Origin of the sequence: Micromonospora sp. NPDC002575 (assembly GCF_042889525.1) — a bacterium.
GTDB lineage: Bacteria > Actinomycetota > Actinomycetes > Mycobacteriales > Micromonosporaceae > Micromonospora > Micromonospora carbonacea.
Genome location: NZ_JBIARA010000003.1, coordinates 381,557 through 399,721, shown reverse-complemented (window position 1 = coordinate 399,721; position 18,165 = coordinate 381,557). Strand labels below are relative to the sequence as shown.

General features: G+C 73.0%; 18 protein-coding genes. 16 read left to right on the top strand and 2 right to left on the bottom strand.

Going from position 1 to position 18,165, the window contains the following annotated elements:
* Positions 1-11 precede the first annotated feature (11 nt).
* Positions 12-773, top strand: coding sequence for a DUF4157 domain-containing protein (locus ACFYWL_RS07450; RefSeq protein ID WP_386968658.1), 762 nt, complete (start codon positions 12-14; stop codon positions 771-773).
* A gap of 15 nt (positions 774-788) precedes the next feature.
* Here ACFYWL_RS07450 and ACFYWL_RS07445 read toward each other — a convergent pair whose 3' ends face one another.
* Both ACFYWL_RS07445 and ACFYWL_RS07440 read right to left on the bottom strand, forming a co-directional pair.
* Positions 789-1,145 carry a DUF5615 family PIN-like protein gene (locus ACFYWL_RS07445; RefSeq protein WP_386968655.1) on the bottom strand — a complete coding sequence of 119 codons (357 nt, stop codon included), beginning with the start codon at positions 1,143-1,145 and terminating at the stop codon, positions 789-791.
* The gene (locus ACFYWL_RS07440; protein ID WP_386968652.1) at positions 1,142-1,591 is read right to left on the bottom strand and encodes a hypothetical protein; all 450 of its coding nucleotides are present in this window, start codon (positions 1,589-1,591) and stop codon (positions 1,142-1,144) included. Before ACFYWL_RS07440 ends, ACFYWL_RS07445 begins: the two co-directional genes overlap by 4 nt.
* Before the next feature lie 370 nt (positions 1,592-1,961).
* On the opposite strand from ACFYWL_RS07440, the gene ACFYWL_RS07435 reads away from it, so the two are divergent.
* The 15 genes from ACFYWL_RS07435 to ACFYWL_RS07365 all read left to right on the top strand — a co-directional run bounded on the left by ACFYWL_RS07435 (position 1,962) and on the right by ACFYWL_RS07365 (position 18,148).
* Positions 1,962-5,615 carry a hypothetical protein gene (locus ACFYWL_RS07435; RefSeq protein ID WP_386968649.1) on the top strand — a complete coding sequence of 1,218 codons (3,654 nt, stop codon included), beginning with the start codon at positions 1,962-1,964 and terminating at the stop codon, positions 5,613-5,615.
* A gap of 46 nt (positions 5,616-5,661) precedes the next feature.
* Positions 5,662-6,357 (top strand): hypothetical protein, encoded by a 696-nt coding sequence (locus tag ACFYWL_RS07430; protein ID WP_386968646.1) that lies wholly within the window; start codon positions 5,662-5,664, stop codon positions 6,355-6,357.
* A gap of 398 nt (positions 6,358-6,755) precedes the next feature.
* Positions 6,756-6,965: a type II toxin-antitoxin system HicB family antitoxin gene (locus ACFYWL_RS07425; RefSeq protein ID WP_386968643.1), complete on the top strand. Its 210-nt coding sequence runs from the start codon at positions 6,756-6,758 to the stop codon at positions 6,963-6,965.
* Positions 6,962-7,186, top strand: coding sequence for a type II toxin-antitoxin system HicA family toxin (locus tag ACFYWL_RS07420; RefSeq protein ID WP_386968640.1), 225 nt, complete (start codon positions 6,962-6,964; stop codon positions 7,184-7,186). Before ACFYWL_RS07425 ends, ACFYWL_RS07420 begins: the two co-directional genes overlap by 4 nt.
* A gap of 138 nt (positions 7,187-7,324) precedes the next feature.
* Positions 7,325-8,857, top strand: a complete 1,533-nt coding sequence (locus ACFYWL_RS07415) for a phage tail sheath family protein (RefSeq protein WP_386968637.1) — start codon at positions 7,325-7,327, stop codon at positions 8,855-8,857.
* 25 nt (positions 8,858-8,882) lie between these two features.
* Complete coding sequence (locus ACFYWL_RS07410; RefSeq protein WP_386968634.1) at positions 8,883-9,326, top strand: phage tail protein; 444 nt, start codon at positions 8,883-8,885, stop codon at positions 9,324-9,326.
* A gap of 4 nt (positions 9,327-9,330) precedes the next feature.
* Positions 9,331-9,801, top strand: coding sequence for a hypothetical protein (locus tag ACFYWL_RS07405; protein ID WP_386968631.1), 471 nt, complete (start codon positions 9,331-9,333; stop codon positions 9,799-9,801).
* Positions 9,798-9,956, top strand: coding sequence for a DUF6760 family protein (locus ACFYWL_RS07400; RefSeq protein ID WP_386968629.1), 159 nt, complete (start codon positions 9,798-9,800; stop codon positions 9,954-9,956). The genes ACFYWL_RS07405 and ACFYWL_RS07400 overlap by 4 nt, the downstream gene beginning before the upstream one ends.
* Positions 9,957-10,008: 52 nt before the next feature.
* Positions 10,009-12,444 (top strand): hypothetical protein, encoded by a 2,436-nt coding sequence (locus ACFYWL_RS07395; RefSeq protein ID WP_386968627.1) that lies wholly within the window; start codon positions 10,009-10,011, stop codon positions 12,442-12,444.
* 61 nt (positions 12,445-12,505) lie between these two features.
* Positions 12,506-12,943: a phage tail protein gene (locus ACFYWL_RS07390; protein ID WP_386968624.1), complete on the top strand. Its 438-nt coding sequence runs from the start codon at positions 12,506-12,508 to the stop codon at positions 12,941-12,943.
* A gap of 4 nt (positions 12,944-12,947) precedes the next feature.
* Positions 12,948-13,721 carry a LysM peptidoglycan-binding domain-containing protein gene (locus tag ACFYWL_RS07385; RefSeq protein ID WP_386968621.1) on the top strand — a complete coding sequence of 258 codons (774 nt, stop codon included), beginning with the start codon at positions 12,948-12,950 and terminating at the stop codon, positions 13,719-13,721.
* The gene (locus ACFYWL_RS07380) at positions 13,711-15,468 is read left to right on the top strand and encodes a VgrG-related protein (protein WP_386968618.1); all 1,758 of its coding nucleotides are present in this window, start codon (positions 13,711-13,713) and stop codon (positions 15,466-15,468) included. Before ACFYWL_RS07385 ends, ACFYWL_RS07380 begins: the two co-directional genes overlap by 11 nt.
* A 45-nt stretch (positions 15,469-15,513) precedes the next feature.
* Positions 15,514-15,777 (top strand): PAAR domain-containing protein, encoded by a 264-nt coding sequence (locus tag ACFYWL_RS07375; protein WP_386968616.1) that lies wholly within the window; start codon positions 15,514-15,516, stop codon positions 15,775-15,777.
* Between the two features lie 5 nt (positions 15,778-15,782).
* Positions 15,783-16,193 (top strand): GPW/gp25 family protein, encoded by a 411-nt coding sequence (locus ACFYWL_RS07370; RefSeq protein ID WP_386968614.1) that lies wholly within the window; start codon positions 15,783-15,785, stop codon positions 16,191-16,193.
* Positions 16,193-18,148 (top strand): putative baseplate assembly protein, encoded by a 1,956-nt coding sequence (locus ACFYWL_RS07365; RefSeq protein ID WP_386968611.1) that lies wholly within the window; start codon positions 16,193-16,195, stop codon positions 18,146-18,148. Before ACFYWL_RS07370 ends, ACFYWL_RS07365 begins: the two co-directional genes overlap by 1 nt.
* Positions 18,149-18,165: the final 17 nt, after the last annotated feature.

The following is an 18,165-nucleotide window of genomic DNA, read 5'->3' as shown; positions in this document are numbered from 1 at the left end:
GGAGGCCCCACATGCGCGGACACCGCGAGTTCGACTCCGAGGCATCGGTACGCCCCGCCGGTGACCGGCCGACCGGCCCCGAGCGCGACACCGACCACCTCACGTACGCCGCCGCGCATGCCGGCCGGCCCGACGTGCTCGGCGCGTCCGGGCTGCTCGGGCTGCAACGGGCCGTCGGCAACCAGGCCGTCGGGGAGCTGCTGGAGCCGGAACGCTCCCCCGTGCGCGACGTGGTCAACTCCGGCGGCGGCACGCCGCTCGCGCCCGAGGTGCGCACCGACATGGAGGCCCGCTTCGGCGGGCAGGACTTCGGCGACGTCCGCGTGCACACCGACGGGGCGGCGCACGAGTCGGCGCGGTCGGTCAACGCGCAGGCGTACACCGTCGGGTCGAACATCGTCTTCCAGCGCGACAGCTACGACCCGGCGTCCGCCGCCGGGCAGCACATGCTCGCCCACGAGCTGACCCACGTGGTGCAGCAGCGCAGCGGCCCCGTCGACGGCACCGACCACGGCGGCGGGGTGAAGGTCAGCGACCCGTCCGACCGGTTCGAGCGGGAGGCCGTCGCCAACGCCGACCGGCTGATGTCCGTCCCTGCCCCCACGCCGACCACTGCTCCCGCTCCCGTGCAGCGCGCCGTCGGGCACGAGGGGCACGAGGGGCACGAGCATGCGGCAGTGCAGCGCGAGGAGCTGCCGGAGGAGGACGAGTCGGCGCAGACGTACGTGCAGCGGCAGGAGACGCCCGAGGAGGAAGAGGAGCCCGCCGAGTAGCTCGGTGCCGGTGTCTCACGAGGGCGTGCTGAGCCAGGTCACGCCGCCCTCCGGGGACAGGTGGCCGGCGGCGAGGAGCTGGTCGAGAGTGTCCCCGAGGAGCGCCAGCCCTCGACCCGTGCGCGGGAACCGCTGCGCCGAAACGAAGACGATGCCGGCGTGCGGCACGATCGGCGCGAGCCGGGCGAAGTCGCGCACGTTCTCGGTGACCACGCACCGGTCGTTGCGGGCGGCCCAGGCGAGGACGTCGTCGTCCGACCGTGACGCGAGGCCGACCTCGACATCGAGTGCCGCCACCACGTCGTGCCCCTGCGCGCGAAGCTTCTGCGCCAGCACCGGCGGATACATCTCGTCGAGCAGGAGCCCCCTCATGCGGGAGGCCGCCGGAGGATGCGCTGCTGGGCCGACCAGAGTTCCTCCTCGCGTCGCGCCGCCTCGTGGTTGCTCGTGACGCGCTCGTCGATCTCGTCGGGGTAGGCGGCGTAGTAGCGCAGCGCGGTCCCGACCTGCGCGGCGCTCAGCCCGGTCACGGCCACCAGCTCGGCGGTGAGCTCATCCCCCTCGAGCTGGGGCGCCTCGCCCCGGACGGCGTGCAGCGCGGCGACGATCTCCCACACGTCCGGGCCCCCGGCCAGGGCTGCCCGCCGGCCCGTCGGACCGGCCCGGAACACGACACCCGGATGCTCGTAGGAGCGCAGCGACTCGTCGACGAACATGTTCGCCACGGCTGACGACGAGGTGCCCGGGTGGTCCCGCACGTAGCGGTCCAGCCGCGCGAGCACTCCCTCGTCGAACCGGACAGAACGCGGACTACTCATGACTACAGCGTAGTCGAGTCGGCCGGAAGTGGCCGAGTCCCTTGCCTCCGTCGGGTCGCGCTCGGTGCCCCATCGGGCAACTTTTGTGGCACTCCCGAGAGGCCGCATGGTCAGTGACCAGTGACCCGGAGTAGCGGACGCTCGTTTCCACGGTGAACTGAGTGGCGTCGCCCGGCCCGGGAGGTGCAGCGTGAAGGCACCGGCCGAGGAGCAGGGGGCGCAACGCGCTCCGGCGCGCCCGGCCGTGCCCCCACCGACCCGGCCGGCGGGCGACTCGGACGCCCCTGCCGCAGCGCACCGCGCCCCGGCGGCCCGCCCGTTGAGCCCGGCCGTGGCCCAGCGGTTGCAGGCGGCGGCCGGCAACCGGGCGGTGTCCGCCCTGGTGGCGCAGCGCCGGGCAGCCGGCTCCGCCGCGCGTCGACCGTCGACCGCCGCCCGCCCGGCCTCCGGCGGCCGGTCAGCGAAGACAGGCTCGCCGTCCTCACCCTCCCCGACGACGATCCAGCCGACGACCGCACCGACAAGCGGGGGCACGGGCCCGGAGGTCGTCGACCCGGCTGTTCGCGTACCGGTGCAGCGGTTGGCTGCCGGCGCGGACGCCGCGACGGTGCAGCGGCCGGGGCCGAACGCGGACCCGAAGTTCGCCGCGCTGAAGGCGGACGTGCGGGGCAGGCAGCAGGTGCTCGGGGCCCATCCGCCGGCGTCGGCGGAGGCGGCGAGGGCGCAGGGGGCGGCGAAGCCGCCGCAGGACGACCGGGAGGCGCAGGGCAAGGCGGCGAACGCGGAGAAGATGAACGCCGCGAAGCCGGGCGCGTTCGACAAGGCCGCGTTCATCCGGGCGGTCAACGAGGCGATCGCCGCGCAGGCGCCGAAGAACCTCGACGAGGCCGACAAGTTCGGCGACTCGGGCAAGGCCGATGCGGTCAAGGGGCAGGTCCAGGGGCAGGTCGGCGAGGGCAAGAAGGCGTCGGCGAACGCGATCGAGACGACGACGAAGGCCCCGCCGGACACGTCGAAGGCCGTCGACAAGAAGGTCACGCCCCTGGTGGCGGACAAGCCGCCGGCCACCCCGGGCGCGCCCGATCCGGCGAAGGCCGTGCCGGACAAGGCCCCCGCCGCGGCGACGGACCTCTCCGGCGGGCCGAAGCAGGTCGACCAGCAGATGGCCGAGGCGCAGGTCACCGAGGAGCAGCTGGCCAGGTCCAACGAGCCGGAGTTCACCGGGGCGCTGAAGGAGAAGAACGCCGCCGAGCAGCACGCCCAGACCGCGCCGGGGCAGGTGCGCGCGTCGGAGGCGCAGACCCTCGCCGGGGCGAAGGCCGCCGCCGGGGCGGCCGGGGCGACGGCGATGACCGCCCTGGCCGGGGACCGCAAGGCCGCCGGGGCGCAGGTGGGGGCGGGCAAGGAGCAGGCCAGGTCCGCCGACGAGGCCAAGCGGGCGAAGGTCACCGCGACGTTGCAGAAGGTCTTCGACGCCACCAAGAAGGACGTCGAGGAGATCCTGTCCGGGCTGGACAAGAAGGTCGACGAGAAGTTCGGCGCGGGCGAGAGGGCGGCGCGGGACGCGTTCACCGCCGAGCACAAGCGGCGGATGGACGAGTACAAGGACAAGCGGTACTCGGGCATCGTCGGCAAGGGCCGCTGGCTGAAGGACAAGTTCGCCGGCCTGCCCGAGGAGGCCAACCAGATCTTCGTCGTCGCCCGCAAGGGCTACGTCGACCGGATGCAGCAGGTCATCTCGGGCGTGGCCGACGTGATCGGCGCGGAACTCGGGCGGGCCAAGCAGCGCATCGCCGCCGGCCGCGACGAGTTGCAGGCCGAGGTGCGCAAGCTCCCCGCCGACCTACAGGCCATCGGCAAGGAGGCGGCCGGCGAGTTCGCCGGGAGGTTCGACGAGCTGACCGAGCAGGTCAACAGCAAGGGCACCGAGCTGGTGCAGACCCTCGCGTCGAAGTACAACGAGGCGCTCAAATCGGTCGACGAGGAGATCGCGGCCGAGAAGGAGAAGAACAAGGGCCTCGTCGCCAAGGCCGTCGACGCCGTGGCCGGCGTGATCAAGACGATCATGCAGCTCAAGGACATGCTGATGGGCGTCCTGGCCAAGGCCGCCCAGGCGGTCGCGGCGATCATCAAGGACCCGATCGGGTTCCTCGGTAACCTGGTCAGCGCGGTCGGCGCGGGGCTGAAGCAGTTCCTGTCCAACATCGGCGAGCACCTGAAGAAGGGCCTCATCGGCTGGCTCACCGGGGCCATGGCCGGGGCTGGGCTGGAACTGCCGGCGAAGTTCGACCTGCGCGGCATCGTCCTGATGATCGGCTCGCTGCTCGGGCTGACCTGGGCGTCCATCCGCGCCCTGATCGTCAAACGCGGGGTGCCCGAGCCGGCGATGGGCGCGGTCGAGAAGTCCGTGCCGCTGGTGCAGAAGGTCCAGGCGCAGGGGCTCGGCGGCATGTGGGAGGAGATCCAGGACAAGGTCGGCGACCTCAAGGCCAACCTGTTCTCGAAGATCAGCGAGTACCTGATCCCGACCGTGCTCATGGCCGGCATCACCTGGATCATCTCGCTACTCAACCCCGCGTCGGCGTTCGTCCGCGCCGTCAAGATGATCATCGATTTCGTCACGTTCATCGTGACCCAGGGCGCGCAGATCATCGAGTTCGTCAACTCGGTGCTCGACGCGATCATCGCCATTGCCGGCGGCGGGACGGGTGGGGTGCCGGCGCTGATCGAGAAGGCACTCGCGCGGTCGGTGCCGGTGCTCATCGGGGTGCTCGCGGCGGTGCTGGGCGTCGGCGGCATCGCCCAGCGGGTGCAGAAGTTCTTCAAGGGGCTCGCCGCGCCCGTCATGAAGGCCGTGGGCTGGGTCGCCGACAAGATCGCCGCGATCGGCCGCAAGCTCTGGGCAAAACTCAAGGCCAAGTTCTCGCAGAAGAAAAAGAGAAACCAGTCGCCCGATGACCAAATCAAGGCTCCCCGCGAGAGGTTCGAGGACGCAAGGGACGAAAAGCACGAACTGTTCTTCCGGAACGAAGATCCCAGCGCTCCTCTGATGATCCACAGCGCCCCACAACCAATAGACGTGTATTTAAAGCAGTGGAAGGACGATATCGCTGGAACGGCCGACGAACAGGTCCGAGGAGAACAGCTCAGGGCATACGACCACGCCATGAGCCTGGTCACCAGGATCGAGGCGCGCAGGCGTTCCCTGCAGTCGGGCACAGCCGCCCGCCAGGCAGTGCACAACTTCCTGGTGAGAATGCTCGGCGAGTTGGCAGCCACCCTTGCGGTGCGTAGGTCACTGAGCGGTCCGCCACTTCCCGAACCGCTTCTTCCACCGTTCACCGACGACGTGCTTGCAACGCCCTTCAAGGCCAGCTACATCAACAAGAACATCAAGAAGGGCAGCCCCGCCAGCGCGAACGATGGCAGCACCCTGAGAGGCTGGAGCCACGTGGACTCCTCCGGTTACAACAGGGGCGCCAACAGCACCGCGTGGGTGAAGATGCATCTCCTGCCCGCGTTCCTCGGCGGCGAAGCGAGCGACTCGAACCTGGTACCAGCAAGAGGGTTCACCAACAATCCCCTGTTCCTCAGGGCCGTGGAGAACCCTGCCCGTCGGGCTCTCGACAAAAAGCGGAACGATGCCGGGTTCGAGTCCATGGTCTGGTACCGCGTCGGCCTAAGTTACTACGCGACCCCTGAGGGCTTCCCGAGAACGATCGAGGTCGAGTGGGGCGGTTATGACGCCAGTGGCAAGAACTGGACGGAGCGCTCTGCTTCCGGCGCATTCTCTGATCGACAGGATCCGCCGGCGCCCCCGCACGCGGATGTACTCCGCATAAACAAGATGGGCACGACCCTAACCGCTCGGTACCTCGGAATCAGCGAGAGCGACGCACGGGCTATCAAGTCCTTCGTAGAAACTACGCCCTTCCGGGACATCGCCCACGCTATCGGCGCCTTTCCGCACCTTACCACCGCCCTACGAACCGCCTACCAATCGGGTCGGATCCGATTCGACTGACGACCAGCCTAGCAAACACCATTCCGACGCCGTTCCGGAGGCTCACGTGGGAACTGAGTACGAGCGAAGGCTACACGAAACCATCGAGCGGACAGAGGCGCACGAGTCAATATTGACCGTCGCGAGCGACCGGGGCGGGCTAGCCGATTACCTCGCCGACGCCGAGGCTGCGATCGAGCTCATCACGCGCGTCGAAGAAGTTTCCCTGCCCGCCGCACTGGCCCAAAACTTCCACCGCCACTCTGGCCTCGCCTTCGCGTGGCGCGCCAAGAGGCCGTACGAGACGATCGCGGGCGAGTTCCGGCTGGTACACATCGCCGAGGCGCTCCTGGCGGGAGTCCCGACGTGGTTGGTCGGCATTGCCGCCACCGAGCGGGAGAAAAAGCTGATCGAAGAGTTCAGGGTCTTCGACACACAGCCCACTGGCGGAACAGGCACCTGCGGTGCGCTCAGGCTCACTGAGGGCCCGGCCTCGCCGGAGATCTGGTACTTCGACATGACGCAGGGCGTTGTTCGGCTTCACATCAGCTACAGCGATTACCTCGACATCCTACTACGCACCCGGGGCCTCTACTACTGGCAATACCTCTTCGCCGAGCCAAGTCAGGCCGCCGAGGGGATGAGCGTGGCACTGCCTACCCTGCGCTCCGGGATCGATTTCCTCGCACAAGCGTTTCCCAACGAAGACCTGTCGGATCTCAGGGCCAGGCTGGAGGAGCGTGAGCGGGCCACCGGGCAATGAGCCGAGGATGAGCGTCACTGCCATGCCCCGCAAATGCAGCCGCACGTGGGCGCCGAGCGCCTGGAGCTTATGACCGAGCCAACGCGTTGGGATGTTGCGACTCCCCGGGCCGGATCATGGATCGGTTTCGCACGGCTGTGATTGAGGGCGCCAGCCCCGCCGACCTGCACGAATCGACCCTCAAACGGCTCTGTTCCTACCTGTGGCTGCCACCCACCTGCTCCCACCCCATGGTGATCCGCTGGGGACACCGCCCGCCTCGATCAACTCCACATCATGCTACGCGCGCTGGCCGCCTGGCACCCGAGCCGGACCGCGTGTACCCCCGTCACGACGGCCAGGTCGACCTGACTGCTAGTAGCATGAGCAGGATCTCGACAGCGGGCAGGAGGACGCAGGTGCGTACGTTCACCGCAGCCGTGCACCAGGAAGAAGACTGGTACGTCGCGCGATGTCTCGAGCTGGATGTGGCAAGCCAGGGTGAGTCTCTTGATGCCGCCCTGGCCAACCTACGCGAGGCAGTCGAACTCTATCTGGAAGAAGTGTCCGCCCCCTCCATCGAAGCGACCCCGCTCGTGACCTCCTTCCAGGTGGGCAAGGCGGCATGAGTCCTGCGCTTTCGGATCTGCCTCTCCGAAAGGTCACCCAAGCCCTTGAAAAGGCTGGCTTCGCCCATGCGCGGACGAAGGGCAGCCACGCCATCTACCGGCACCCTGACGGACAGGTCGTGGTCCTGCCGCAGCACGGCACGATCAAGCGAGGCACCCTTTCCTCTGTACTGCGGCAGGCTGGCTTGACGACCGAGGAGTTCAAGCAACTGCTTTCCTGACCCGGCCGGTCGATCGGCGGCGGTGGGCAGTGCCCGTACGGGCAGTGAAGGCTTCCCGATCAAGCGGCCCGCCGGACGTGTGAACCGCCACCCGTACGCGGGACCCTCGACTCGACCCCCGAGGGACGAGGAGGCGGGATGCCCAACTACCTGGCGCCGGGCGTGTACGTCGAGGAGATGGAGTCCGGCTCCCGCCCGATCGAGGGCGTCGGCACCGCCGTCGCCGCGTTCGTCGGCTTCGCCGCGCAGGGGCCGTTCAACACCCCGACCCTGGTGACGAACTGGACCCAGTACTCCCAGATCTTCGGCGAGTTCGCCCCCGACTGCTACCTCGGCCACGCCGTCTACGGCTACTTCATGCAGGGCGGCGGCGCGGCGTACATCGTGCGCGTCGGCGGGGACCGGGCCGGCGACGGGGCCCTGCCGGCCGCCCCGGAGCCGACGGCGATCCTCGGCACGTACCGGGTGGTGGCCCGCGCCCTGCCCGAGGGCACCCCCGACGACATCAGCGTCGAGGTGGCCGATCCGCCGGAGGGTGCCGGCGAGGACCGGTTCAACCTGGTGGTCAAGCGCGGCGGCCAGGTGGTCGAGACGTTCGAGTCGGTGACCACCAAGCGCGGCAAGGACAACGTGGTGACCGTGGTCCGCGAGCGGTCCAAGCTGATCACGATCGAGGAGGCCGCGCCGACGGGCCAGTTGGCCCGGCCGCAGGGCGGCGAAGTGGCGTTGGCCGGCCCGGAGCCGGCGTCCGCGCCGGAGGCCGTGTCGGCCGACGAGTACGTGGGCGACGCGGCGGAGCGTACCGGCTTCGGGGGCCTGGAGGCGGTCGACGAGGTGACCATGGTCGCGGTGCCGGACCTGATGGGGGCCTATCAGCGGGGCGCGATCGACCTGGAGTCGGTGAAGGCCGTGCAGACGGCGGTGATCGCGCACTGCGAGCTGATGGGCGACCGGATGGCGATCCTGGACCCGCCGCCGGGGTTGTCCCCGCAGCAGGTGAAGGAGTGGCGCACCGACCAGGCCGGCTACGACTCGAAGTACGCGACGCTCTACTACCCGTGGATCAAGGTGTTCGACCCGCTGACCGGCACCAACCGGTTCATGCCGCCGTCGGGTCACCTGGCCGGGGTGTGGGCCCGCAACGACGCCAACCGGGGCGTGCACAAGGCCCCGGCGAACGAGCAGATCCGGGGCGCGGTCGCCCTGGAGACGCAGTTGACCCGCGCCGAGCAGGAGCTGCTGAACCCGCTGGGCGTCAACTGCATCCGCTCGTTCCCGGGCCGGGGCATCCTCGTGTGGGGCGCGCGGACGCTGTCGTCGGACCCGGCGTGGCGCTATCTGAACGTGCGGCGGCTGTTCAACTATCTGGAGGAGTCGATCCTCAACGGCACCCAGTGGGTGGTGTTCGAGCCCAACGATCACATGCTCTGGGCGCGGGTACGCCGCACGATCAGCGCGTTCCTGGTCAACGAGTGGCGGCGCGGCGCGCTGTTCGGGCTCACCCCCGACGACGCCTTCTTCGTCAAGTGCGACCAGGAGACCAACCCGGCCGAGAGCATCGACGCCGGCCAAGTGGTCTGCCAGATCGGCGTGGCCCCGGTGAAGCCGGCCGAGTTCGTCATCTTCCAGCTGGCGCAGATGTCCGGCGGCACCAGCCTGGTCAACGAGTAGTCCCCCGCAGCGTCAGGAGGCAGTCGTGCCGCTCCCCGATTTCGACTCCGCCGTCGGCCACTCGTTCGGGCTGGAGGTGGACAGCATCATGATCCGCCAGATCACCGAGGTCACGGGCCTCAAGATGGAGCAGGACGTCATCGAGTACAAGTCGAACACCGCCGACGGCAAGTTCGTCGTACGCAAGGCGCCCGGCGCGCCGAAGGCCGGCGAGGTCACCCTGACCCGGGGCCTGACGTCGGACAACAGCTTCGAGCGATGGATCAAGGACTGCCGCTTCGGGAAGATGGGCGACGCCCGCAAGGGCGGGGCGATCATCGTCTTCGACTACGAGGGCCTCCCGATCAAGCGGTACAAGCTGACCAACGCGTGGGCGAAGAGCCTGGAGATCAGCTCGCTGAAGGCCGGCGACACCAGCGTGCTCACCGAGAAGCTCGTGGTGACGTACGAGGCGATGGAGGTCGAGTAACCCCATGCGCCGCACGTCCTCCCTCGTCCCGCCGCCCGGCCCCGGGCAGGCCGCCGCCCACGCCGAGCCGGGCGAGCCGGCCGCCGTCGCCCCGCGCCGCGAGACGCTGCGCACCGAGTTCCCGTTCGAGCTGCCGCGCGGCTACGTCGACGACGCCGGCACGGTGCACCGCGACGGGGTGATGCGGCTGGCGACGGCCCGGGACGAGCTGGTGCCGCTGCGCGACGACCGGGTGCGGGAGAACCCGCCGTACCTCACGGTGGTGCTGCTGAGCCGGGTGATCACCCGGATCGGGACGGTGCTGGACGTGCACCCGGGCGTCGTGGAGGACCTGTTCGCCTCCGACCTGGCGTTCCTGCAGGACATGTACCGGCGGGTCAACAGCGAGGGGCACACCCGCGCGAGCGTGGCCTGCCCGGAGTGCCGGCACCGCTTCGCCGTCGACCTCGCCGGTGGGCGCCTGGGGGAATCGTGACGTACGCGGCCGACCGCATCTACTCCGAGGTCGCGTACGTCGCCTACCACTTCCACTGGGCGCTGGACGACATCCTCGACCTCGAACACGGCGAGCGGCTGCGCTTCGTGGCGGAGATCGCCGGCATCAACACCCGCATCAGCCAGGGACGGTGACCCGATGTGGCCGTGGCGTCGGCGACCGCGGGCGAGCGCCCAGCGGTCCACCGTGGCCACCCCCGCGCCGGCCGGCAGTCCGCCGGAACGCGCCCGGCCCGAACCACCGGCCCGGCCCGAGCCGCCCGCCTGGCAGGGGCTGCCGCCGATCCAGCGGGTCGTCCCCGACGAGCCCCGGCTCAACCGGCCCGACGAGTTCACCGGGTCGCTGGCCGCCTGGCGCGACCCGTCGTACCTGGCTCCCCTCGGGCACCTCGTCGGCACGGTCGAGCCGGCCGGGGTGCTGCACGACGCGGCCGTGCCGGTGAGCGACCCGCCTGCGTCGTCCGCCCCGGAGCCCACCGGCCGGTCCGGCGGGGGCGATCCCGCGACGCTGCCGCTCGCCGGCCCCGGTCCCCGCCCGGCCACCCGCCCCCTGCAACGGCAGGTCGCGGACGCAGGGACGGGGCGACAGGTGGACTCGGCGTCGGCGGCGGGCCACCCGGCGGGAGGCACGCAGGCCGGGCGGCTCCCGGGCCGGCCGGTGCCCGTCGAGCCGGTGCCGACGGTCAGCCGGCTGCTGACCGCGCCCCCGCCGCCGGAGGCGTTGCACCTGCCCACCGTCGTCCCCCCGACCGATTCGCCACCCGCCGCCTGGCCCGACGGTCCGACCGACGTGCCGCAGTCGCCCACCCTCGGCGTGGACGCTCCCCCGGCGGGCGACGCCGCCCCATCGACCCCGGTCCCGAGCGCGCAGGCCCCGAGCGCGGCAGGCCCCGGCGGTCTCCTGCCGGGGCCGGCTGCGGCGCCGGCAGGCGGTGGAGCCGGCCGGGAGATGCCTGTACAGCGGGTGCCGGGTGACGCGGACCGGCCGCGCCGACGCCTCGGGCTGGGCGAGCCGATCGTCTCCCCGGTCTCCCCGGGCCCCGGCCCGACCGGGAACCCCGTGCTTCCGCCGCTCCAGCACCCGACAGCGGAGCACGGCATACCGCCGCTCCAGCGCTCGACGGCGGAGGCCGGCATCCCGCAGGTCCACCGCGCCCCCGCCGGGGGCCACGTTCCGCCGCTGGTCCAGCGTTCCCTGGCCGGGCCGGGCGGTCAGCCCGTCGAGGCGGGCGGCCGGCGCGCCGACGCCGGCACGCCGGGCCCGGCCGGGCCGGCGGCGAGCCAGCCCGGCGGCCCGACGTCCGTCGGCGACCTCCCGGTGGGCGGGTCGGGGTCCGGCGGGCCCCCGCCGGCACCGCCCGTCGGCGACGCCACCGACGCGGGTACGCAGGCCACGCCGTCCGTCCAGCCCTACGTGCCGCCGGGCGGCGAGAGCGTTGCCCCACTGCTCGGCCAGCAGTCGGAGTCGACGCCGCCCGGGGTCGACCCGCCCGGTGCGCCGCCCGGGCCAGGGCACCCGGGCGGGCAGGCCCCGGACGGTGGCGGCGCGGGGGCGGCGGAGCCGGCCGGCGGCCGAGGGGCCGGGGCCGGCGGGCCTGCCGGCACCGACCTGCCGGTGGTGTCCCGCCTGGCCTCCTATCCCGAGGTTCAAGGCGAGCACGGATTCCGAGGCGGGCACACCGACGACGGCGAGGGCGGGGGCGGGCCGAGCGTGGCCGGCCTCGTCGGCGGTGACGGTGCCACGGCCGACAGTGGCGCGCACGACGGCGGCCCGGCCGACCCGGGCGGCGGCGAGGCGCTCGCACCGGGCCCGAGCGAGGCCCCGACGCTGCCGCTGGTCGTGGCCCGGTTGGTCGGCGACCGGCCCACCCCGCTGCTGACCGGGGCGGCACCGGCCGCGCCCGCCCCGCAGCAGCCCAGCGTGCAGCGGGTGACGTGGCAACGCGACGAGTCGCCCGCCCCGGCCACCGCCGGGCGGGTCGCCGCCGAGCCGGGAAGGCCGGCTCCGACCGTCGCCGTGCAGGCGTACACCGCCCCGGGCGGCCCCGACGAGCCCACCCCGGCCGGTGCGGTTCCGGCCGGCAGGGCCGACCCGGCCCCGGCCGGGGGCGGGCTCCCGCCGGCGCAGCGGTGGGTGGGCGCGCTCCCCGGCACATCCTCCGGCGGGATCGCCGGCGCGCCCACCGGCACAGCCGCCGGCGCGCCCACCGGCACAGCCGCCGGCGCGCCCACCGGCACAGCCGCCGGCGCGCCCACCGGCACAGCGGCCGGCGCGCCGTCGGCGCTGCGCCCGGGCACGCCGTCCGCCGCACCGTCCACGGGGGACACCGCGCACGCCGGGTCGCCGCTGTCCGCGTATCCCATGGTCGTGGAGGCCGTGGCGCAGCGGGCCGAGACGTTCGACGAACCGCCGCCGGCCGACCCGCCCGCGCCACCGGCCGACGGGCCCGGCGGCGCGGCGGCGGCCGGCGCGTCGGCGGCACCGGGCGGGCCGGCAGCGGCGGCGGGCGGCGTGGAGCCGGAGGAGCTGCTGAAGAAGCTGTACGACCCGCTGCTGCGCCGGCTCAAGACCGAGCTGCGACTGGACCGGGAGCGGCACGGCGTGCTCGGCGGGCCGGGCTGACCGGCCGAGCGGCCAACGGAGACACGGAGCGGGGGACACCGCCCAGGACCAGGAGGGACGAATGGCCACAGACGAGGTCGCCGTCGCGATCGCCTTCGTCGTCAGGATCGACGACCAGGATCTCGGCGCGTTCAACACCTGCGACGGGCTGGGCTGCGAGGTCGTCGTGGAGCAGCGGGAGGAGGGCGGCAACAACGGGCACGTGTGGCAGTTGCCGACCCGGATGAAGTTCTCCAACGTCAAGCTGTCCCGGCCGGTGACGGCGGACAGCACCAAGCTGATGCGCTGGTTCTCGGGGATGGCGAGCGGGATCACCCGCAAGACCGCGACGATCGAGGCGCGCACCCTGGAGGGCACGGTGATCGCCCGGTGGGGGCTGCTCGACGTGATCCCGGTGAAGTGGACGGGGCCGCAGTTGAGCCCGGACAGCCCGAAGGTGGCCGTGGAGACCCTGGAGCTGGCCCACCACGGCTTCTTCGGCCCGGGGACCGGGGGGTGACCCGGTGGGCGCCTCCCCGGTGACCTTCACCGCCGCCGGCAGCCCCGGCGGGCGGGGCGGCGGCGCGCCGCCGCAGCTCACGCACGCGTACCTGCAACTGCACGAGCCGCCGCGCAACGGCGGGACGGCCGCGCCGGGGGCGAAGCTGGGCCAGATCCCGTTCCAGTTCAACCCGAAGGAGCTGGCGCTGACGAAGACCGCGAAGTGGAAGCGGGACGCGCAGCGCAACGCGAAGAAGTCCGGCGTGCCGGAGTTCACCGGCTCGGATCCGGCGAAGCTGACGCTGGAGATGTTCTTCGACGCGACCGCGACGATGGACAGCTCGGTGGTGAAGCGGGTGGAGGAGCTGTTCGCGTGCTGCGTGCCGACCGACGCGAGCCGGCAGCAGAAGAAGGGCTCCCCGCCGTGGGTGGTGTTCCACTGGGGCGGGATGGTCGGCTTCCCGGCGTTCGTGGCCAGCGTCAACGCGAAGTACACGCTGTTCACCCCGGGTGGCACGCCGGTGCGGGCGCTGTGCACGGTGACGCTGGAGGAGATCTCCGGCGAGCAGCCCGGGCAGAACCCGACGTCGGGGTCCCGGGAGGCGCGCGACGTCCACGTGGTGGTCGCCGGGGACACGCTGCACTCGGTGGCGCAGCACGCGTACGGGCGGTCGGGGCTGTGGCGGGAGATCGCCGAGGCCAACGACATCGACGACCCGATGCGGCTGCGCCCGGGCACCGTCCTGCTGGTGCCCGCCCTCGACGAGCTGACGCAGGGCGGCGTCCGTGGCCAATGAACAGTTCGCCAACGCGCTCCTGGTGGAGGTGGGCGGCAGCCCGCTGCCGGCGGACGTCGCCGCGCTGCTGACGTACGCGGCGGTCGACGACAGCCGCAACCTGCCCGACCGGTTCGTGCTGCGCTACCGGGACCCGGGTCGGACGGTGCTGGCCAAGGGCGGCTTCACGATCGGCGCGCCGGTGAGGTTGACGGTGCAGACGTCCGACCCGGGCGGCCCCGCCCCGCTGCTCACCGGCGAGGTCACCGCCGTGGAGTGCGAGCTGGACGCCACCGGCACGTTCACCGAGGTACGGGGCCTGGACCTGGCGCACCGGCTGCTGCGGGGGCGGCGGGTGGCCGCGTACCCGGGGATGAGCGTGCCGGACATCGTGCGGAAGGTGGCGCAGCGGGCCGGCCTGAAGGTGGGGCGGATCGACGCGGTGACGGGGTTCGGCGGGGAGCCGGAGGCGCAGCTCAGCCAGGACAACGTCAGCGACTGGGTGTTCCTGCACCGGCTCGCGGGGCTGGTCGGCGCGCAGGTGATGGTGGCCGACGGGGCGCTGCACCTGCGGATGCCCGAGCCGCCGGCCGGCGCGCCGGACCCGTCGGCGAAGGCCACCCAGGACCCGCTGGTGCTGGAGGTCAACGGGAACCTGATCGCGCTGCGGGCGGGGGTCACGGCCACGGCGCAGGTGCCGCAGGTGGCGGCCCGGGGCTGGGACGTGGCGACGAAGCGGGCGGTCGACGCCACGGCGACGCCGACGGTGCCGGGCGCGGAGGGCATCGGCGCGGACCCGGCGGCGCTGGGCAGGAAGGTGGCCAGCCCGCCGTACCTGGTGGCGGATCCCACGCTCGGCTCGGACGCGGCGGTGCGGGCGGTGGCCGGGGCGCTCGCGGGTGATCTCGGCGGCGGCTGCGCGGAGATCGAGGGGGTGGCGAAGGGCAACGCCCGGCTGCGGGCGGGCACGGCGGTGGCCCTGGCGAACGTCGGCGAGCCGTTCCAGGGCCGGTACGTGCTGACCAGCACGCGGCACGTGTTCAGCGAGCAGGCCGGCTACACCACGGCGTTCACCGTCTCGGGCCGCTCCGACCGTTCCCTGTACGGGCTGACGGCCGGCGCGACGGGATCGGCGGGCTCGGCGGCGGGCCGGGCCGGCGACGGGCTCGTGCCGGCGGTGGTGAGCGACGTGAAGGACCCGAAGAAGCTGGGCCGGGTGCGGCTGACCCTGCCCTGGCTGGACGGGACGTTCACGACCGGCTGGGCGCGGGTGGTGCAGCCGGGGGCGGGCGCGGGCCGGGGGGCGGTGCTGCTGCCGGAGGTGGGCGACGAGGTGCTGGTGGGGTTCACCGGCGGCAACCTCGACGCCGCGTACGTCCTGGGCGGGCTGCACAACGGCGTCGACGCGCCGCCGAAGCTGGACACCGACGCGGTGGACGGCAGCAGCGGCCGGATCGCCGCACGGGCCCTGGTCTCCCGCACCGGGCACCGGCTGGAGCTGCTGGAGGCCGGCGGCGGCCCGGACGGGATCCTGCTGGCCACCGGGGACCGCCGGTTCACGCTGCGGCTGGACCGCACCGGCCGGCAGGTCGAGATCGTCAGCGACGGCAAGGTGACGGTGCGGGCGAAGGACGGCATCGCGTTCGACGCCGGGTCGGGCGCGCTGGAGCTGGCCGGGCAGCGGGTCACGGTCACCGCGAAGGGCGACGTCGGGATCGAGGGCCAGGCGCAGGTGACGGTCCGCGGCGGCGTCGTGCGGATCAACTGACGAACGACAGTGGGAAGGGAGAGGGCTGTGCCACCAGCCGCTCGCGTGGGTGACCCCACCGGCCATCCGGGGACGGTCGGCGGCCCCGGGGTGCCGACCGTGCTCATCGGCGGGCAGCCCGCCGCCACGGTGGGCACGACGCACGCCTGTTCGTTCCCGGGCACGCCGCCGCATCCGCCGTCGCCGCTGCTGCCACCGGGTTGTCCGACGGTGCTCGTCGGCGGCCGGCCCGCCGCCCGCGTCGGTGACCTCGCCGGCTGTGGCGCGCCGATCCTCGCCGGCTGCCCGACCGTGCTGATCGGCGGGTGAGGGCGGTGGCCACGGACTTCGTCGGCGCGGGGTGGGCGTTTCCGCTGCGTACCAGCCCGACGGGCGGGATCGCGCTGGTGCGGGGGGACCGGGAGATCGTGGAGAGCATCCGGCTGATCCTCGGCACGTCGCCGGGCGAGCGGCCGGGCCGCCCCGAGTTCGGGTGCGCCATCCACGAGTTGGTCTTCGCGCCGGCCGACCCGTCGACGGCCGGGCAGGTCGCGTACCAGGTGCGGCTGGCGCTGGAGCGGTGGGAGCCGCGCATCGAGCTGGACGACGTGCTGGTCGACTTCACCGACGCCGACGAGGGCACCCTGTACATCGACATCCGGTACCGGCTGCGCCAGGACAACGACCCGCGCAACCTGGTGTTCCCATTCTACGTCATTCCCGCGCACGACCCGGGAGCCCAGTGATGGCCCTGCCCGCCCCGCACCTCGACGACCGCCGCTTCCAGGACCTGGTGGACGACGCGAAGCGCCTCGTGCAGCGGCGCTGCCCGGAGTGGACCGACCACAACGTCTCCGATCCGGGGGTGACCCTGATCGAGACCTTCGCGTACCTGGTCGACCAGTTGCTCTACCGGCTCAACCGGGTGCCGGAGCGGCACTACGTGAAGTTCCTCGACCTGCTCGGCGTCACCCCGTTCCCGCCGGCGGTGGCGTCGACGGACGTGACGTTCTGGCTCTCCGCGCCCCGGGACGCGCCGGTCGTCGTGCCGGCCGGCACGCACGTGGCCACCGTCCGCGCGGAGAACGTGGAGCCGGTGACGTTCGAGACGCTGCACGAGCTGACCGTGCCGCCGTGCCGGCTGGCGCGGGTGCTGACGGTGCCGGCGGGCGGGCGGCCGACGGACCGGACGGGGGACCTGGGCGGCGCGGACCGGGTCCCCGCGTTCGCGGACCCGCCGGCGGCCGGCGACGCCGTCCTGTTCGGCCTGGACAGGGCGGTGCCGGGCTGCGCGGTGCTGCTCGACATGGACTGGGTGGTGGCCGGGCGCGGCGTGGACCCGACGAACCCGCCGCTGGTCTGGGAGGCGTGGACCGACGCCGGCTGGGCGGAGTGCCCGGTCGAGCGGGACACCACGGGCGCGCTGAACCGGGCCGGCGAGGTGGTGCTGCACGTCCCGGCGGGGCACGCCGAGCTGGTGATGGCCACGCACCGGGCCGGCTGGCTGCGCTGCCGGCTGCGCGAGCCCGAGGCGGGGCAGGCGTTCTTCCACGCGCCGCCGAGGCTGGGCCGGGCGGAGGCGGTCACCATCGGCGGCACGGTCGACGCCTGCCACGCCGAGCTGATCGCCGGAGAGACCCTGGGCACGGCCGAGGGGGTGCCGGGGCAGCGGTTCACCGTGCAGCGGCCCCCCGTGGTGGCCGCCGACGGGACGATCGAGATCGAGGTGGGCGGTGCCGACGGGTGGCAGGCGTGGCGGGAGGTGGCGAGCTTCGCCGACTCGGGGCCGGACGACCGGCACGTGTGCGTCGACCGGGCCAGCGGGGAGATCAGCTTCGGTCCCGCCGTCCGGCAGGCCGACGGCACGATCCGCCGGCACGGGGCGATACCGGCGAAGGGCGCCGTGGTGCGGATCCCGGCGTACCGCACGGGCGGGGGGCGGCAGGGCAACGTGGCCGCCCGCACGCTGAGCGTGCTGCGGGACCCGGTGCCGTTCGTGTCCACGGTGACGAACCGGTCGGCGGCCACCGGCGGCGTCGACGGCGAGTCGCTGGAGGAGACGTCGGTGCGGGGGCCGCTGTCGCTGCGTACCCGGGACCGGGCGGTCACGGCCGAGGACTACGAGCAGTTGGCCCGCGAGGCCGCGCCGGAGGTGCTGCGGGTCAGGTGCGTGTCGGCGGGCGACGGCTCGGCGGCGGTGCGGGTGCTGGTGGTGCCGGCGCTGGGCGAGCACGGCGACGCCGACGACGACGCGGCCCGGTTCGCCGCGCTGCGGCTCCGCGACGAGGTTCAGGAGCGGATCAGGCAGTTCCTGGACGCGCGCCGCTGCGTGGGGGTGACGGTGCTGGTGGAGCCGCCGTTCTACCAGGGGGTGACGGTGTCCGCGCGGGTGCGTGCCCGGCCCCGGGCCGGCTCGTCGGGCGCGGGGCTGCGTCGCCGCGCGCTGCGGGCCCTGTACGACTACCTGGATCCGGTGCGGGGCGGGCCGGAGGGCACGGGGTGGCCGTTCGGCCGGCCGGTGCAGTCGGGTGAGCTGCACGCCGTGCTCCAGCGGGTCGATGGGGTGGACCTGGTCGAGGAGGTCCGGCTGTACGGGGCGGACCCGCGGACCGGGGAACGCGGCGAGGCCGTGCAGCGCATCGAGCTGCCCGCCAGCGCCCTCGCTTTCTCGTACGGCCACCAGGTGCGGATCACCGGATAGGCGGGACGTCGAGGTCG

Excerpts from the sequence above, each read along its gene's own strand:
- ACFYWL_RS07390 (WP_386968624.1), top strand. The coding sequence starts at position 12,506 with ATGGCCACAGACGAGGTCGCCGTCGCGATCGCCTTCGTCGTCAGGATC.
- ACFYWL_RS07440 (WP_386968652.1), bottom strand. The coding sequence starts at position 1,591 with ATGAGTAGTCCGCGTTCTGTCCGGTTCGACGAGGGAGTGCTCGCGCGG.
- ACFYWL_RS07405 (WP_386968631.1), top strand. The coding sequence starts at position 9,331 with ATGCGCCGCACGTCCTCCCTCGTCCCGCCGCCCGGCCCCGGGCAGGCC.
- ACFYWL_RS07420 (WP_386968640.1), top strand. The coding sequence starts at position 6,962 with ATGAGTCCTGCGCTTTCGGATCTGCCTCTCCGAAAGGTCACCCAAGCC.
- ACFYWL_RS07450 (WP_386968658.1), top strand. The coding sequence starts at position 12 with ATGCGCGGACACCGCGAGTTCGACTCCGAGGCATCGGTACGCCCCGCC.
- ACFYWL_RS07445 (WP_386968655.1), bottom strand. The coding sequence starts at position 1,145 with ATGAGGGGGCTCCTGCTCGACGAGATGTATCCGCCGGTGCTGGCGCAG.
- ACFYWL_RS07415 (WP_386968637.1), top strand. The coding sequence starts at position 7,325 with ATGCCCAACTACCTGGCGCCGGGCGTGTACGTCGAGGAGATGGAGTCC.
- ACFYWL_RS07365 (WP_386968611.1), top strand. The coding sequence starts at position 16,193 with ATGGCCCTGCCCGCCCCGCACCTCGACGACCGCCGCTTCCAGGACCTG.